Origin of the sequence: Nocardioides sp. (genome assembly GCF_035503875.1) — a bacterium.
Lineage (GTDB): Bacteria > Actinomycetota > Actinomycetes > Propionibacteriales > Nocardioidaceae > Nocardioides.
Genome location: NZ_DATJTA010000101.1, coordinates 99,659 through 115,054, shown reverse-complemented (window position 1 = coordinate 115,054; position 15,396 = coordinate 99,659). Strand labels below are relative to the sequence as shown.

The following is a 15,396-nucleotide window of genomic DNA, read 5'->3' as shown; positions in this document are numbered from 1 at the left end:
GGATGCTCGAACGAGTCGCGATCGAAATGAACAACCGACCCCGCAAAACCCTCGGCTGGAAGAACCCAGCCGAAGCCCTCGACGAACTACTCTCCCAACACGACATCAACCCCGGTGTTGCACCGACCGGTTGAATCCGCCGAAGTCCTGAGCCTCGAAACCCGGCGAGCCGAGAAGCAGCCCCGTGGTCGACGCCGCCGGTCGACTCACCAGGTTTCGAGGCTCGCTCCGCTCGCACCTCAACCAACGTCGGGGAAGGCATGCCTGTAGCGCTGCTGGGTGTCGCGGGGCTCGGTGATGTCGCGATGCAAGACACCCCTCCAGGCACGCTGGTTGAGGTGGGAAGAACGAAGTCCGGGCCGCCCCGCTGGTTGAGGTGCGAAGGACGAAGTCCTGAGCCTCGAAACCCGGCGAGCCGAAAAGCAGCCTAAGGCGCGGCATTCCCGGCGTGCCTGTAGCCCTGACAGGCAGTGCCGGTCAGGGCTGCAGGATGTCGAGCGGGATCGTGCCGTGGTGGTCGCGTCCAAAGACGAGCCCGTTCGGACTTCGCCAGACGAACGAGGTGTCGTCGACCTTGTCGTAGCGCCACCGCGTATGGGTCTTCGCCCGGTGATGTCGCCGGCACAGCGGTGCGATGTTGCAGTCGCAGGTCGGTCCACCGCGGGCGGCGGGGTCGATGTGGTCGCAGTCCGCGCGGCGAGCTCGGCGTTGGCACCAGGGGAACACGCAGGTGTGCTGCAGCAGGACCTGACGCTCACGCAACCGGTCCGGGGTCTCGTAGGCGTCGACATGCGCGTGGTCGCTCAGGTCGATGACCGGCTTCACCACCACCTGCGTGTCGGGGTTGGCACACCACGTCTTGACCTGCTCGGCCGACACGAAGGAGCGGGTCTCCTCCACCCGCGCCAGATCCAGCCCGCTCCTCGACCCGGCGAGGGCGGCGTCGGAGAGGTGGACGTGGAGCAGCACCTGGCGGGCCTTGTGCCGATCTTCGGGCTCCGCGGCCGCGAGGTCGAGGGAGAGCTGGCGTCGGGCGAGGTCCCCGACGGCGATGGAGCGCCTTACGTCGAGTGGCGCGTCGAGGCCGAGAGTGCCGAGGTCACGGGCCCTACGGGCGACGGCGTCCTCGAGGTCGAGCGCGTCGGCCAGATCCAACGTGCCGTGAACGTCGACGCACCCGTCGAAGGAGACCTGGCGGGTCTCGATGTCGAAGTGCCGTCCCTCCTGCGCCGCGATCCGGCGAGCCTCGGCCTCGTCGGGGTCGAAGCGGACCCGGGCCTCCTCGACGGTCCGGTCGAGCTGGGCGATGGAGACCTTATGGGCGACCGCTGCGAGGTGGGCGTCGACGTAGGCGGCACCCGCCACCGGGAGGTCGACGGTGGACTTGGCGATCCGGCGGGCCTTCCAGACCGGGAGGTCGAGGGACTGGACCCGGGCGTAGATGCGCGGGAGCCGGTGGGCCAGCTCGACCGCCTCACCCAGGTACATCCGACCCGCGTCAGAAGAGAGCCCGAGGGCGGCGGCGAACTCCAGCACGCTGAACTCGGCGACCAGCGGGGCGCCGGGGCCGGCGATCGTCAGCGCTTCCTCGGCACTGGCGACCAGGGTCGCGGCCTCGTCCAACGAATCAGTCGAGTGCATGCCGGCCCAGGCGACCGCGGCGGCTAGTTGGCGGGCGGCGGCTCGAGCTTCGATCTGCCTCTCGGCGCCCACGTAGGCGAGCAACGCGGATGCGTTGTCGCAGTCGTGGAGTTCCCGAATGGCCATACAAAGATGGTAAATGCGGGCACCGACAGTCCGGGGTCGTCATCCACAGCGGCCGGGAGTGCTCGCTCGCCACTGCCTCTTGGCTCGCTGGGTTTCGAGGCTCAGGACTTCGTCCTTCGCACCTCAACCAGCGTCATCGGGCGCCCGCACTGATCTCCGCAATGGTGATCACAACGGTCGACCCGAAGCAGCCGCCAACCCGCAAGGACCGTGCGGTGATCCGTTATCACTGTGATCCTCGAGACGGCCTGGTGCCGATCGGAGACCGCACCCCCGCCGCCGTACCCGACCCCGCTTCTCGACTCACCGGGTTTCGAGGCTCAGGACTTCGTCCTTCGCACCTCAACCAGCGTCACTCGGCGCCGTCGTACTGAGCTTCCTCGACGGTGGCCACAGCGGTCGACCCGAAGCAGCCGCCCATCCACAGGCGGCCGCGACCAGGGACGACGAGTGCCACCTGCGGTGACCCTGTTATCCCCGTGATCCTCGAAACGGCCTGGTGCCGATCGGAGACCGCACCCCCGCCCCCGTACCCGACCCCGCTTCTCGACTCACCGGGTTTCGAGGCTCAGGACTTCGTCCTTCGCACCTCAACCAGCGTCACAGATCGGACCTGAAGGCCCTCGCAGTACAGCCAGCGTCTCAGATCGGACCTGAAGCCTCGCGCACCTCAACCAGCGATGGGTCGATGGTCAGTACTGGTGGAACCAGCGGGCGAGGTCGGTCTCGATGCCGGGGCAGGTGACGTTCTGGTCGCGGTCGGCCTCGACCCACTGGGCGAGGACGGGGGCGCCGCCCTGGATGGACCAGTCGGGGCCGCAGCGGTCGAGGGCCTCGGCGCGGGAGGTGTGGCCGGCGGCGCGCCACTCGGGGAGGCCGAGGGCGAGGTCGCCGACGACGCCCTCCCACAGGTGCGGGGTGGAGTAGACGCCGACGTCGTAGCCCGCGTCGGCATACGCGCGGACGGCGCCCTCCACGACGGCGCCGTTGGCGGCGGTGTCGGCGCCCCAGTCGAAGTCGGGCACGGGCTCGACGTCGACCCAGACGATCGGCGAGCCGAGGCCGGCACGGCGCATGGTGGCGACGTTCGCGAGGCCCTGCTGGTAGCCGGCGTTGGCGAGCCTCCCCAGCTCGGTCGCGGCGTCGAACGGTCCGTCGGCCCCGTGCTCGGCGACCTGGTCGGCGTCGGGCAGGCTCGCGACGGCGTACGCCGCCGCCATCAGGTTGCGCTCGCGCACCCAGGCGACCTGGTCGGCCAGGCACGGGTTCTCGGTGAAGCCGGGGCCGTTGGTGAGCCCGAGGACGACGTACTCCGCCTCGGGCAGCGGCATCGGCGAGCCCTGGGTGGGTCGCTCCGGGATGCCCATGCCCTGCGGGCACTGGGGCCAGCTGGCGTCGGCACCCAGGACCGGCTCCCCCACGGTCCGGACGGTCGGGGTCTCGCTCGGCGGCGGCATCGCGGCAGCCCGCTGCTCGGCCAGCTCGGCCAGCGCCCGGAGGCGGGAGGACCCCTCGTCCTGGACCGCTGTCACCACCGACGTGGGCCGGGCCGAGGAGGGCGCAGCCTCCGGGGCCGATGACGAGTCGGACGAGCAGCCCGCGAGCAGCAGGGTCGCGAACAGCAGACCGGGGACGGCGGCGCGGCCATCCCCAATTCTCATGATCACGACCGTAGCCGCTCCGCGCGGGCCGCGGCGCGTGCCAGCCTCCGACGCATGCAGATCATGGAACGACTGCGGAATCTCGGGTACGACGCGCTGCTGCACGTCGACACCCACGGGATCGTCCAGACGAACATCCCCGACGGCTGCCATGCCGCATCGGTCGACTACGCGATCGTCGGCGACGTCCTCGACGACCTGGACCTGCGCCCCGACGACGTCCTCGTCGACATCGGCTGCGGCAAGGGGCGGGTGATCTGCCTCGCGGCCCGCCGCCGGGTGGCCCGGGTGGTCGGGATCGACCTGAGTCCCGAGATCGTGGACGTCGCCCTCGACAACGTGGAGCGGATGCGCGGTGCCCGCTCCCCCGTGGACGTCCTCGTCGCCGACGCGGTGACGTACGACTACCGCGACGTCACCTGCGCCTACCTCTTCAACCCCTTCGAGCACTTCGTGCTGGACCGGGTGCTCACCAAGATCCGGGCGGACCGGCCCGACGCGCCGTTCCGCTGCGCCTTCGTCAACCTGAGCGACGTACAGCGCCTGACCTTCGCCCAGCACGACTGGCTCCGCCAGACCGACGAGCGGGTGCTCGGCGGCATGACGGTGGCGCGTTACGAGACCCGCTAGACCTGCTCGCGCGAGGCCACCGCGTCGACGACCCGCTGGATCGCCTCGGCGAGGGGTACGCCGTTGTCCTGCCGGCCGTCGCGGTAGCGGAACGACACCGCACCGGCCTCCACGTCGTCGGCGCCAGCGATCAGCATGAACGGCACCTTCTGCAGCTGCGCGTTGCGGATCTTCTTCTGCATCCGGTCGTCGGAGTCGTCGACCTCGACCCGCAGCCCCTGGGCGCGCATCTGCTTCGCGACGTCGTGCAGGTAGTCGCTGAAGGTGTCGGCGACCGGGATCGCCTGCACCTGGACCGGGGCGAGCCACGGGGGGAAGGCGCCGGCGTAGTGCTCGACGAGTACGCCGAAGAACCGCTCGAGCGAGCCGAACTTCGCCGAGTGGATCATCACCGGCTGGTGCTTCTGCCCGTCGGCGCCGTTGTACTCGAGCTCGAAGCCCTTGGGCTGGTTGAAGTCGTACTGGATGGTCGACATCTGCCAGGTCCGGCCGATCGCGTCCTTGGCCTGCACCGAGATCTTCGGGCCGTAGAACGCCGCCCCGCCCGGGTCGGGCACCAGCTCGAGCCCCGAGGCGAACGCCACGTCCTCCAGCACCTTGGTCGCCACCGCCCACTCCTCCTCGGAGCCGACGAACTTGTCGGGCTTGGAGTCGTCGCGGGTCGAGAGCTCCAGGTAGAAGTCGTCGATCCCGAAGTCACGCAGCAGCCCGAGCACGAAGTCGAGCAGGTGCTGGATCTCGCCGGGCGCCTTCTCCGGGGTGACGTAGGAGTGCGAGTCGTCCTGGGTCAGGCCGCGCACCCGGGTCAGGCCGTGGACGACGCCGGACTTCTCGTAGCGGTAGACCGAGCCGAACTCGAACAGGCGCAGCGGCAGCTCGCGGTAGGACCGCCCGCGCGAGCGGTAGATCAGGTTGTGCATCGGGCAGTTCATCGGCTTGATCATGTAGTTCGAACCCTCGAACTCCATGGGCGGGAACATGGTGTCCGCGTAGTACGGCAGGTGCCCCGACGTGTAGAAGAGCTGGTCCTTGGTGATGTGCGGCGTGCCGACGTACGAGAAGCCCTCCTCGATGTGGCGCTGGCGGACGTAGTCCTCCATCACCCGCTTGATCACGCCGCCCTTGGGGTGGAAGACCACCAGGCCGGAGCCGATCTCGTCGGGGAAGCTGAACAGGTCGAGCTCGCGGCCCAGCTTGCGGTGGTCGCGGCGCTCGGCCTCCTCGATCCGGTGCAGGTGCTCCTCGAGCGCCTCCTTGGACTCCCACGCGGTGCCGTAGATGCGCTGGAGCATCTTGTTCTTCTCGTCGCCGCGCCAGTACGCCGCCGCGCTGCGCATCAGCTTGAACGCGGGGATCCGCTTGGTGGTGGGCAGGTGCGGGCCGCGACACAGGTCACTCCACGCGACGTCGCCGTTGCGGCGGACGTTGTCGTAGATGGTGAGCTCGCCGGCGCCGACCTCGACGCTCGCGCCCTCGGTGCTGTCGGCGCCCGCGCCGCCCTTGAGGCCGATCAGCTCGATCTTGTACGGCTCGTCCTGCAGCTCGTTGATCGCGTCGGCGTCGGTGGTGACGCGGCGCTCGAAGCGCTGGCCCTCCTTGATGATCTTCCGCATCGCGGTCTCGATCTTCGCGAGGTCCTCGGGCACGAACGGGGTCTCGACGTCGAAGTCGTAGTAGAAGCCGTCGGTCACCGGCGGGCCGATGCCGAGCTTGGCCTCCGGGAACAGCTGCTGGACCGCCTGCGCCATCACGTGCGCGGTCGAGTGCCGGAGGATGTCGTGGCCGTCCTTGCTGGCCATCGCTACGCCCTCGACGACGTCGCCGTCGACCAGGACGTAGCTGAGGTCCTTCAGGTCCCCGTTGACCCGCGCGGCGATGATCTCGGCGTCGTCGGCGAAGAGCTGCCAGGCCTTGGTGCCCGCCGTGGTCGCCTGGTCCTCACGCGCATCGGCGGTGACGAGGACGACCTTGATGTCGGACACGGGAGCTCCTGGGGTGGTGCAGAGGAAACGGACCCACCGATCGTATCGGTGGGTCCGTCGTGTCCTCGCCCGGGTTTCCGCTGCTGATCACATGTCGCGGTAGCGCTTGGCCTTCCCGAGCTGCTCGACCAGGAACGCCTCGTCGACGCGGCGGTGGGTCTGCGGCGGCCAGGTGCCGGGCGGGTCGGCGCTGTAGAGCTGGGCGTACGCCGGCAGGTCGCGCTGGAAGCGCCAGCCCTCGCTGAGCGGGCCGGCGTCGTACGTGTCGTAGCCGAGGCTGTCGAGGAACTCGCCCACGCGCGCCTTGGCGCCGGCGTCGTCGCCGGCGATGGCGAGCACGCTCCGCTCGGGGTCGCCGGAGGGGCGGGCCAGCTCGGCGAGCGCGCCGAAGTTGATGTTGTTGAACGCCTTGACGATGTGGGACTCCGGCAGGTGAGCCTGGACGAGCTCAGCGGTGGTGGTCGACTCGTCGTCGAGCTCGGCGATCTGGCCGTCGCGCTGCGGGTAGTAGTTGCCGGTGTCGATGACGATCTTGCCGCGCAGCGGCTCGACCGGGACGCTCCGGTAGGCCTTCAGCGGGATCGTCACCACGACGATCTCCCCCGCCTCGGCGGCCTCCTCCGTGGTCCCCGCCCGGGCGCGCGGGCCGAGCTCGTCGACGAGGTCCTGCAGGGTCTCCGGGCCGCGGCTGTTGCTCAGCACGACGTCGTGCCCGGCGGCTACCGCCAGCCTCGCGACGGCGCTGCCGATGTTGCCGCTTCCGATCAGTCCGATGGTGGTCATGTCGGAAGGAACCGAGAGGCCGGTCCGGGTGTTCCCGGCCGACTCTCGGGTCACCGGGTTTCGAGGCTCAGGACTTCGTCCTTCGCACCTCAACCAGCGTCAGACGCCGCGCCCCACGCCGGTTGAGGTGCGAGCGAAGCGAGCCTCGAAACCCCGCACGCCGACACGCGACCTCGATCGAGGCCGACTCTCGGCTCACCGGGTTTCGAGGCTCAGGACTTCGTCCTTCACACCTCAACCAGCGTCATACGCCGCGCTCCACGCCGGTTGAGGTGCGAGCGAAGCGAGCCTCGAAACCCCGCACCCCCACACACGCGACCTCGATCGAGACCGACTCTCCGCTCACCGGGTTTCGAGGCTCAGGACTTCGTCCTTCGCACCTCAACCAGCGTCAGGGTCGCCTCAACCAGCGTGAGGTCAGCGGATGTAGAGCATCTCCTGGTACGTCGGCAGCGGCCACAGGTCGTCGGCGACGACGCCCTCCAGCGTGTCGGCGGCCTCGCGCACCCCGGTCATCGCCGGGAGCACGACGTCGCGGGCGAAGGTCGCCTCGGCGATGCCCTCGTGGTCGTGCAGGTCGGCCAGGGCCGTGGTCAGCTCGGCGAGCCCGGCGCGCAGCTCGGCGAGCGGGGCGGAGACCGACTGCAGCAGGGAGAGGTCGGCCTCGACGCCGGCGGCCTTCAGCGCGGCGACGTTGCCGGCCAGCTCGGTCTGGTAGCGGACCGCGGCCGGCAGGATCGTCGTCGTACCGATCTCGGCGGTGAGGTTGGCCTCGACCCGCAGCGTCATGACGTACTGCTCGATGCCGATCTCGTAGCGGCTGTGCATCTCGCGCTCGTTGAAGACGTCGTACTTGGCGAACAGCTCGATCGCCTCGGGCGAGATCAGCTCGGGGAGCGCGTCGACGGTGGTGCGGAGGTTCTTCAGGCCGCGCTGCTCGGCCTCGGCCTGCCACTCGTCGGAGTAGCCGTTGCCGTTGAAGATGACCGCGCCGTGGTTGGCGACGATGTCGGCGAGCAGGTTCTGCACGGCCTCGTCGAAGTCGGTGCCGGCGGCGACCGCGGTCTCCAGCTCGGTGGCGCAGTAGTCGAGCGCCTCGGCCATGATCGTGTTCAGCATGACCATGGGTACGGCGACGGTCTGCTGCGAGCCGGGCGCGCGGAACTCGAAGCGGTTGCCGGTGAACGCGAACGGGCTCGTGCGGTTGCGGTCGCCCGGGTCCTTGCTGAGGTCGGGCAGCGTGTCGACGCCGATGGTCAGCGTGCCCTTCTCCTTGGAGCGGGTCGCGCCACCCTTGGCGACCTGGTCGAAGACGTCGGCCAGCTGGTCGCCGAGAAAGATCGAGATGATCGCCGGCGGGGCCTCGTTGGCACCGAGCCGGTGGTCGTTGGACGCCGAGGCGACCGAGACCCGCAGCAGGCCGCCGTACTTGTGCACGGCGCGGATGACCGCGGCGCAGAAGACCAGGAACTGCGCGTTGTCGTGCGGGTTGTCGCCGGGCACGAGGAGGCTGCCGAGCTCGGAGTTGCCGACCGAGAAGTTCACGTGCTTGCCGGAGCCGTTGACGCCGGCGAAGGGCTTCTCGTGGAAGAGGCACTCCATGCCGTGCTTGCGGGCCAGCGACTTGAAGGTCGTCATCAGCAGCTGCTGGTGGTCGGAGGCCTCGTTGGCCCGCTCGAACATCGGCGCGACCTCGAACTGGCCGGGGGCGACCTCGTTGTGCCGGGTCTTGACCGGGATGCCGAGCTTGAAGAGCTCCCGCTCGGTGTCCATCATGAAGCCGAGCACGCGCTCGGGGATGGCGCCGAAGTAGTGGTCGTCGAACTCCTGGCCCTTCGGCGGCTTCGCGCCGAACAGGGTGCGGCCGGCGTTCAGCAGGTCGGGACGGGCCAGGAAGAAGTGGCTGTCGACCAGGAAGTACTCCTGCTCGGGGCCGCAGTACGCCACCACGTTCTCGGGCTCGGCGTGGCCGAAGAGGTTCAGCACCCGCCTCGCGTGCAGGGCCATCGCCTGCTGCGAGCGCAGCACCGGCGTCTTGTGGTCGAGGGCCTCGCCGGTCATCGAGATGAAGATGGTCGGGATGCACAGCGTGTTGCCGTTGGGGTTCTCGAGGATGTACGCCGGGCTCATCACGTCCCAGCCGGTGTAGCCGCGCGCCTCGAAGGTGTTGCGCAGGCCGCCGTTCGGGAACGAGGAGGCGTCCGGCTCACCCTGGGTCAGGGTCTTGCCCGAGAACGACGCCAGCGCCGTACCGTCGCCCACCGGGTCGAGGAAGCTGTCGTGCTTCTCCGCGGTGAGGCCGGTCAGCGGGTAGAAGACGTGCGCGTAGTGGGTCGCACCCTTCTCCAGCGCCCAGTCCTTCATCGCCGAGGCGATCGCGTCGGCGCAGGCGGGGTCGAGCGGTGCGGACTTCTCGATGGTCGAGAGCACCGACTGGTAGACGTTCTTGGGCAGCCGCTTCTGCATCACCGAGAGGCTGAAGACGTTCTGGCCGAAGATCGCGCCGGGCTCCTCGCCGGGGTCGAAGCTGACCGCGGGGGGCACGTAGGCCTCGACGTCCTTGATGGCCTGCAGGCGTACGGCGTTTCCACTCATGAGCACTCAATCCCTCGTTGTACGAGCCAGACACTCTTCGCGGCTTGGCGGAGCCGAGACCCTTGCGAACCTAGCCAGGGAAAGACACGCAATGAAACCGGCATGTTTCAGGCATGTGAACTCAAGGTGTGACGCCCGCAACATCGAGGTGACGAAAGGAGCGTCGTACGAGGCCCGCTTCTCCCCCTTTCGGGGCATGTACTTCGGTGGCTCGAAGGACGACGATGAAGAGGTCAGTGGCCGAGTCCCCGCCATCGTGAGCCATGAACAGCAGCGAGGGTCCGGATGGCGGCTCATCGATCGAACTCCCTCACCACCGAGGCGATCTCCGCGCGGTCGCGCCCGTCGGGTCCGTGGACGGTCGTCGAGGTCCGGGGCGAGATGGACGTGCAGGCCGAGCCGCTCGTGCGGGACGTCCTCAGCGCCGAGGCCACGTGCGTGGTCTTCGACCTGCGCGCCGTGACGTTCCTGGACGCGAGCGGACTCCGCGTCCTGCTCGACGTACGGCGCCGCGCGGTCGAGGTGGGCGGTCGGGTGCGTCTGGTGGCCCCGTCCCGGCCGGTACGCCGGATCCTGACCCTCACCCGCACCGACCGGCTCTTCCTCACCGTCGACACCGTGGAGGCGGCGGTGACCACCCCGTTCGCAGCGGACCTCCCGTGACATGAGCCTCGCGCAGGTGCAGCAGCTCGTCGCCGACGAGGCGTCGCTCGCGGACGACCGACCCGCCTCGGCCGGCCGGTTGCAGCGGTTGTGCCGGGCCGCCGCACGGGCGCTGCCCGCGACCGGCGTCAGCATCAACCTCAGCGTGGACGACCGGACACCGGTGACCGTCGCCGCCTCCCATCCCGCGACCGTGCAGCTCGAGGCCCTGCAGTTCACGCTGGGCGAGGGACCGTTCCTCGACGCCCACGCGACCCGGCAGCCCGTCCTCGTCGCCGACCTCCGGTCCGCGGGCCGGAGCAGGTGGCCGATCTACTCCCCCGCCGTCCAGGATTACGGCGTCCGCGCCCTGTTCGCCTTCCCCCTGGGGGTCGGCGGCGCCAGGCTGGGAGCGATGGCCGTGTACCGGGAGGAGGTAGGAGCGCTCTCGGACCTGGCGCTCGACCAGGCGATGAGCTTCGCCGAGGCGGCGACCACCGGCCTGCTCGACGCGCAACTGGCTCCGCGTGAGCCCGACCTGGTCGTGCACGACGCCCTCGACGGCCGGTACGAGGTGTTCCAGGCCCAGGGCATGGTCATGGTCCAGCTCGGCGTTCCACCGCTCGTGGCGATGGCCCGGATGAGAGCACGCGCCTTCACCCGGAGCCAGCGCCTCAGCGACCTCGCGGACGATGTGCTCGCCGGTAGGCTGGTCTTCGAGCCGGACGAGCCATGAGGTCCCTCACCCCAGGGCCGATGGTGCGCCCGGGTTCGTGAAGGAAGTCCGCCATGTCGATGGTTCCCGCCGAGAGGCTCGCCGAGGTGCTGGTCGAGGTCGCCGACACCCTCGTGGACGAGTTCGACCTGATCGAGTTCCTGGGGATGGTCGCCGGCCACACCACGGAGATCGTGCGGATCCAGGGCGCCGGGGTCCTGCTCGCGGACCGGCACGGCCGGCTCCAGCTGATGGCCGCCTCGGACGAGCGCGCCAGGACGCTCGAGCTGTTCCAGCTCCAGGCCGACGAGGGTCCGTGCCACGACTGCTACCAGCGCGGCGAGCCGGTGATCGACGCCGATCTCGAGGAGGCCGGCGACCTCTGGCCCTCCTTCGCGCCCTGGGCCGTCGCCGCCGGATTCCGGTCGGTGCACGCCTTCCCGCTGCGACTGCGCCAGACCGTGATCGGGGCGCTCAACCTCTTCGGCACCGAGGTCGGCCACCTGTCGCCGGCGGAGGTCCGGATCGTCCAGGCACTGGCGGACATCGCCACCATCGGGCTGCTGCAGGAACGCGCCATCCACCGCGGCGAGGTGCTCACCGAGCAGCTCCAGGCAGCGCTGAACAGCCGAGTGGTCGTCGAGCAGGCCAAGGGGGTGCTGGCGCAGATCCACGGCGTCAGCATGGACGACGCGTTCGAGATGCTGCGCTCCTACGCCCGCAGCCACCAGGAGCTGCTCGGCCGTGTCGCGCAGGCGGTGACCGAGGACCCGACCAGCATCCCGGACCTCACCACGCGGCCCCCGGACTGAACCGGCGGGCTCCACGCCGCGCGGCGCTCAGCCCCGCGGACCCGGCGTCACGTCGAAGGCCGCCCACACCGACTTGCCGTCGGGCTCGCGGGCGATCACTCCCCAGTCCCGGCTCACCGCCTGGACGACGCCGATCCCGCGCCCGTTCGCGTCGGACGTCCGCGCCGTGCCCACGGTCGGGTTCACGGGCGACCGGTCCAGCACCTCGAGGAACACCGTCTCCTCGAACGCGCTCACGATCACGGTGAACCTCGTGCGCGCGTGCAGGACGGCGTTCGTCGCCAGCTCGCTCGTCGCCAGCCCGATGTCGTCGACCAGATGGTCCAGCTCGTGGCTGCGCAACGCCTCCGTGACGAACGCGCGGGCGCGCGAGGCACTGCGCGCCTCACCAGGGAGCTCCGTCTCGCAGGACCAGGGCACAGCCACTGTCATCCGTCTCGCCGTCGCGCTGGCGCTACGGCCAACGTCAGTGCGAGGTCCGGGCATGACCGGCCGTATCGGGTCAGACTAGCGCCGCCCGTCCGGGCTGACACCCCCCGTGCGGGCCGGGTCGGCGCGCAGGAGCCGGCCGGTTCGCAGGCTGTTCGGCAGGTGCCCCACGGCCAGGACCGCCGTCGCCGCGGCCAGCCAGGGCGAGGCGGACCAGACGGCACCACAGCCGAAGGCGACCACCGGCAGCACCGCCATCGGCACGGGCACGCCCCATACCGGGGAGAGCAGACTGCCCGCGCGCCGGCCGCCGAGCACGTAGCGCACCCAGAGGGCGGCGTACGCGATCACGGCGGCGAGCATCGTCCAGCCCCACGGGGCGGCGCCCCGGTCGGGTCCCCACAGCACGGCCGCAGTCGAGCAGCCGACCTGGCCGATCCGCTCGACGACTCCGGGCACCGGCCCGGTGGACGCCAGGACCCGCAGGCCCTCGCGGGGCGGGAGGAGTACGACGAGTGCGTTCGGGAGCAGGATCGCGGCCGCGAGCGCGAGTCCGGTCCAGGAGAAGGTCACGCGGCGATCCAACCGCACCATCACGACCTGGTTGGCCGGCCGGCCCCGTCGTCTCGAACGCGCTGCGTAAGTTCGCCCTTGCTCGTCAGGGGCCGCCGGCGCCTTCTAAGTGCCCTCTTTAGTAAAGGGGCAAACGGGGGGTACCGGATCTCATGACCACACCGCACTCAGAAGAGCGTCCCGTCGACCTGGGCAGCGTCCCGGGCGAGGAGGACATCGACACCGCCGACGCCGCCGAGCGGTTGGAACAGGACCCGAAGGACATCGACCGCAACCGGGAGCAGGAGCCCGAGGTGGCCACCGACGAACTCGGCTGACCCGCACCGGACGGATCGAACGGCTCGCCCTACGGGCGCCACCCACTCTCGCCGAGGCCGTGGTCGATCGCCCAGACGATCGCCTGCGACCTGCGGCTGACGCCGATCTTCCGGTACGCCGTACGGATGTAGGTCTTGACCGTGTTGATGCTCAGGAAGCACCGCTCGGCGATCTCGGTGTTCTCCAGGCCCTGGCAGATGAAGGAGAGGACCTCGGCCTCGCGCGCGCTGAGGCCGGCCGACCTCCCGGGCCAGTCCGTCATCCCCTCGTCGTACAGGTCCGGGACGGCGTCCGGATGTGCCTCGATGCTCTCGCCGCGGTGCGCGCGCTCGAGGAGGTCGACGAGCTCCTCCGGCTCGACGCCCTTGTGGATCCAGCCGACGGCGCCCGCGGCCCGCGCGACGTCGGGCGGGTAGGTGTCCCAGCTGTAGACGACCACCCGCGCCGCCGGGTTGTCCGCGACCACGCGCCGGAGCTTCTCGTCTCCGGGCGCGAGTCGCCCGAACGCGTCGAACAGCACGAGGTCCACCTCCTCCTCGAAGTCCGGATCGGTGGAGATCCCGACCACCCGCACCCGTTCGGCGTACGGCGCCAGCAGGCCCGCCAGCCCGCGCAGGACGAGCTCGTAGTCGTTGGACAGGGCGACGCGGACCGCGGTGGTCTCCGAGGCGGGCAACAGGCGGGTCTCCGTTCGACGGCGGTGCGTGGCCGTCTCGGTACCCGGCCGCCCCGGTCGATACGCGAGGCGCTGATCCACCACCGTCGTTCACTGGAGGCATGACGGCGCTCCTCCTCCTGGCCGACACCCACCTGCCGAAACGCGCTCGCGCCCTGCCCGACGAGGTGTGGCGGCAGGTGGACGCCGCCGACGTGGTGATCCACGCGGGCGACTGGGTGGACGTGGCCCTCCTCGACGAGCTCGAGGAGCACTCGCGACGCCTGGTCGGGGTGTACGGCAACAACGACCACGGTCCGCTGCGCGAGCGGCTGCCCGAGGTCGCCCGTGTCGAGCTCGGCGGCGTCCGCTTCGGCGTCGTGCACGAGACCGGCGCGGCGGCAGGACGCGAGGAGCGATGCAGCGCGTCGTTCCCGGACCTCGACGTCCTCGTCTTCGGTCACAGCCACATCCCGTGGGACACCACCACGGCCTCCGGCCTGCGGTTGCTGAACCCCGGCTCCCCCACCGACCGGCGGCGCCAGCCGGCGTGCACCTACCTGACCGCCCGGGCCGCCGACGGCGTGCTCTCCGACGTGACGCTGCACGCCCTGCCACCGCGCCGGTAGGCGATCACTACGCGTCGACGCGGATCACCAGTCCGCCGCCGGGCAGCGTGGGGATCCGCTGCGGGTCGTGGCCCGCGGAGCCGACGATCCGGTAGCCGAGGTCGGCCAGGACGGCGGCGGTCTCGTCGAGGATCGCCACGGTCAGCGGCTCCCCCGGGCAGCGGTGCCCGGTCGCCGGGTCTCCGCCGCCCTGCGGTACGAAGGCGAACGGATCCGGCCAGACCCCCGCGAAGCGCTCGGGGAGGAAGTCGTCGGGAGCGTCCCAGTGGCGTGGGTCCCGGTGGGTGCCGGGCACATCGAGCACCAGGAGGTCGCCGGGTTCGAGGACCGTGCCGTCGATCTCCGCCCGGGCGCGGGCCCGGCCGGCCAGTGCCGGAACGAACGGGCAGGTACGCCGTACCTCGTGCCCGAAGGCGGTACGGCGCTCCCCCGACGGGTCGTCGTGCAGCCGCGGTCGCCACGCGGGGTGCTCGACCAGCGCCCGGGCCAGGAACGTGGCCGGCCAGGCGACCGCGACCGTGGGTCGCAGGATGTTGAGCAGCTCGACGCCGGCGACGCGCGACGAGAGGTCGCGGCCCGGCCCGGTGGCGAGGGCCTGGAGTGGGCTGCCCGGCGTGGTGGTGCAGCGCCCGGCCCGGACCTCCTCGACCAGCGAGCGCGCCCACCGGTTCGCCACCAGGCGGGCCCGCCAGGCCCGCGGGTAGGCGGCGCCGGCACCGCCGAATCCGTCGACGATGGCGGCCAGCCGTCGGCTCTGTCTCCTGATCGCGCCGGCGTCGGCGTGGATGCCTGCCCACGCCTGGACGGCGGCGCCGTACACCTCGACCAGCTCGTCGAAGAGCCTGACCTCACTCCCGACCCAGCGCTCCGCGCGTTGCCGAAGATCGACGCCGATCGCCTCGGCGAGCGGTCGCGTGCTCTCGTCGCCGAGCATCTCCAGGAACATCGCCTTGCGCTGCTGGTGCTGCTCGTCGTCGAGACCGTGCACCGCGCCGCGGCCGAACAGCAGGTGGGCGAGCGCGCCGGCACGGCTCGGCTCCGCTCGATCACCGACGGGTCGTAGAACAGCTGGGCACCGTCGCGGCCACGGACGACGACGGCGCGCCGGCCCAGCAGCGTCGTCGTGAAGACGTCCGCCTCGTCGTGCCGGGCACGCTCCTCGGGCAGGGCGCGGTAGCCCGATCGCCACAGCCGGGGTCCCAGAT

General features: G+C 70.6%; 15 protein-coding genes. 6 read left to right on the top strand and 9 right to left on the bottom strand.

What is annotated here, in order from left to right; genetic code table 11:
- Positions 1 to 477 precede the first annotated feature (477 nt).
- Entirely contained in the window at positions 478 to 1,767 is a 1,290-nt protein-coding gene (locus tag VMF51_RS24775) for an HNH endonuclease (protein ID WP_325477161.1), read from the bottom strand.
- A 692-nt stretch (positions 1,768 to 2,459) separates the two neighbouring features.
- Positions 2,460 to 3,428 carry a hypothetical protein gene (locus tag VMF51_RS24770; RefSeq protein ID WP_325477160.1) on the bottom strand — a complete coding sequence of 323 codons (969 nt, stop codon included), beginning with the start codon at positions 3,426 to 3,428 and terminating at the stop codon, positions 2,460 to 2,462.
- Positions 3,429 to 3,482: 54 nt separating this feature from the next.
- Here VMF51_RS24770 and VMF51_RS24765 point away from each other — a divergent pair, with 54 nt between their 5' ends.
- Positions 3,483 to 4,058, top strand: coding sequence for a class I SAM-dependent methyltransferase (locus VMF51_RS24765; RefSeq protein WP_325477159.1), 576 nt, complete (start codon positions 3,483 to 3,485; stop codon positions 4,056 to 4,058).
- On the opposite strand, the gene thrS is transcribed toward VMF51_RS24765, so the two are convergent.
- The 3 genes from thrS to VMF51_RS24750 all read right to left on the bottom strand — a co-directional run bounded on the left by thrS (position 4,055) and on the right by VMF51_RS24750 (position 9,418).
- Positions 4,055 to 6,040, bottom strand: coding sequence for a threonine--tRNA ligase (gene thrS / locus VMF51_RS24760; protein WP_325477158.1), 1,986 nt, complete (start codon positions 6,038 to 6,040; stop codon positions 4,055 to 4,057). The two genes, VMF51_RS24765 and thrS, sit on opposite strands and share 4 nt — an antisense overlap.
- An 87-nt stretch (positions 6,041 to 6,127) precedes the next feature.
- Positions 6,128 to 6,823, bottom strand: coding sequence for an NADPH-dependent F420 reductase (locus VMF51_RS24755; protein ID WP_325477157.1), 696 nt, complete (start codon positions 6,821 to 6,823; stop codon positions 6,128 to 6,130).
- Positions 6,824 to 7,240: 417 nt separating this feature from the next.
- Positions 7,241 to 9,418: a glutamine synthetase III gene (locus VMF51_RS24750; RefSeq protein ID WP_325477156.1), complete on the bottom strand. Its 2,178-nt coding sequence runs from the start codon at positions 9,416 to 9,418 to the stop codon at positions 7,241 to 7,243.
- A gap of 285 nt (positions 9,419 to 9,703) precedes the next feature.
- Here VMF51_RS24750 and VMF51_RS24745 point away from each other — a divergent pair, with 285 nt between their 5' ends.
- Genes VMF51_RS24745 through VMF51_RS24735 form a run of 3 tightly spaced genes read left to right on the top strand, consistent with a single transcriptional unit; the run spans position 9,704 to position 11,587 of the window.
- On the top strand, positions 9,704 to 10,081 hold the full coding sequence (locus VMF51_RS24745; protein WP_325477155.1) for an STAS domain-containing protein: 378 nt from the start codon (positions 9,704 to 9,706) through the stop codon (positions 10,079 to 10,081).
- Between the two features lies 1 nt (position 10,082).
- Positions 10,083 to 10,796, top strand: a complete 714-nt coding sequence (locus VMF51_RS24740) for a GAF and ANTAR domain-containing protein (protein WP_325477154.1) — start codon at positions 10,083 to 10,085, stop codon at positions 10,794 to 10,796.
- Positions 10,797 to 10,849: 53 nt separating this feature from the next.
- Positions 10,850 to 11,587 (top strand): GAF and ANTAR domain-containing protein, encoded by a 738-nt coding sequence (locus tag VMF51_RS24735; protein ID WP_325477153.1) that lies wholly within the window; start codon positions 10,850 to 10,852, stop codon positions 11,585 to 11,587.
- A 27-nt stretch (positions 11,588 to 11,614) separates the two neighbouring features.
- Here VMF51_RS24735 and VMF51_RS24730 read toward each other — a convergent pair whose 3' ends face one another.
- Positions 11,615 to 12,019, bottom strand: coding sequence for an ATP-binding protein (locus VMF51_RS24730; protein ID WP_325477152.1), 405 nt, complete (start codon positions 12,017 to 12,019; stop codon positions 11,615 to 11,617).
- Positions 12,020 to 12,094: 75 nt separating this feature from the next.
- On the bottom strand, positions 12,095 to 12,589 hold the full coding sequence (locus VMF51_RS24725; protein ID WP_325477151.1) for a hypothetical protein: 495 nt from the start codon (positions 12,587 to 12,589) through the stop codon (positions 12,095 to 12,097).
- 152 nt (positions 12,590 to 12,741) lie between these two features.
- Between VMF51_RS24725 and VMF51_RS24720 the strand changes: the two genes are divergently transcribed.
- Positions 12,742 to 12,906, top strand: coding sequence for a hypothetical protein (locus VMF51_RS24720; RefSeq protein ID WP_325477150.1), 165 nt, complete (start codon positions 12,742 to 12,744; stop codon positions 12,904 to 12,906).
- A 29-nt stretch (positions 12,907 to 12,935) separates the two neighbouring features.
- Here VMF51_RS24720 and VMF51_RS24715 read toward each other — a convergent pair whose 3' ends face one another.
- Complete coding sequence (locus VMF51_RS24715) at positions 12,936 to 13,583, bottom strand: response regulator transcription factor (protein ID WP_325477149.1); 648 nt, start codon at positions 13,581 to 13,583, stop codon at positions 12,936 to 12,938.
- 101 nt (positions 13,584 to 13,684) lie between these two features.
- Between VMF51_RS24715 and VMF51_RS24710 the strand changes: the two genes are divergently transcribed.
- A complete protein-coding gene (locus VMF51_RS24710) occupies positions 13,685 to 14,191 on the top strand; it encodes a metallophosphoesterase (protein ID WP_325477148.1) in 507 nt (168 codons plus the stop codon).
- Positions 14,192 to 14,198: 7 nt separating this feature from the next.
- On the opposite strand, the gene VMF51_RS24705 is transcribed toward VMF51_RS24710, so the two are convergent.
- Entirely contained in the window at positions 14,199 to 15,179 is a 981-nt protein-coding gene (locus VMF51_RS24705; RefSeq protein WP_325477147.1) for a cytochrome P450, read from the bottom strand.
- Between the last annotated feature and the right edge of the window lie 217 nt (positions 15,180 to 15,396).

Coding starts and splice junctions, on each gene's coding strand:
- VMF51_RS24745 (WP_325477155.1), top strand. CDS start 9,704: ATGGCGGCTCATCGATCGAACTCCCTCACCACCGAGGCGATCTCCGCG.
- VMF51_RS24730 (WP_325477152.1), bottom strand. CDS start 12,019: ATGACAGTGGCTGTGCCCTGGTCCTGCGAGACGGAGCTCCCTGGTGAG.
- VMF51_RS24735 (WP_325477153.1), top strand. CDS start 10,850: ATGTCGATGGTTCCCGCCGAGAGGCTCGCCGAGGTGCTGGTCGAGGTC.
- VMF51_RS24740 (WP_325477154.1), top strand. CDS start 10,083: ATGAGCCTCGCGCAGGTGCAGCAGCTCGTCGCCGACGAGGCGTCGCTC.
- VMF51_RS24770 (WP_325477160.1), bottom strand. CDS start 3,428: ATGAGAATTGGGGATGGCCGCGCCGCCGTCCCCGGTCTGCTGTTCGCG.
- VMF51_RS24765 (WP_325477159.1), top strand. CDS start 3,483: ATGCAGATCATGGAACGACTGCGGAATCTCGGGTACGACGCGCTGCTG.
- VMF51_RS24750 (WP_325477156.1), bottom strand. CDS start 9,418: ATGAGTGGAAACGCCGTACGCCTGCAGGCCATCAAGGACGTCGAGGCC.
- VMF51_RS24755 (WP_325477157.1), bottom strand. CDS start 6,823: ATGACCACCATCGGACTGATCGGAAGCGGCAACATCGGCAGCGCCGTC.
- VMF51_RS24710 (WP_325477148.1), top strand. CDS start 13,685: ATGACGGCGCTCCTCCTCCTGGCCGACACCCACCTGCCGAAACGCGCT.
- VMF51_RS24775 (WP_325477161.1), bottom strand. CDS start 1,767: ATGGCCATTCGGGAACTCCACGACTGCGACAACGCATCCGCGTTGCTC.
- VMF51_RS24720 (WP_325477150.1), top strand. CDS start 12,742: ATGACCACACCGCACTCAGAAGAGCGTCCCGTCGACCTGGGCAGCGTC.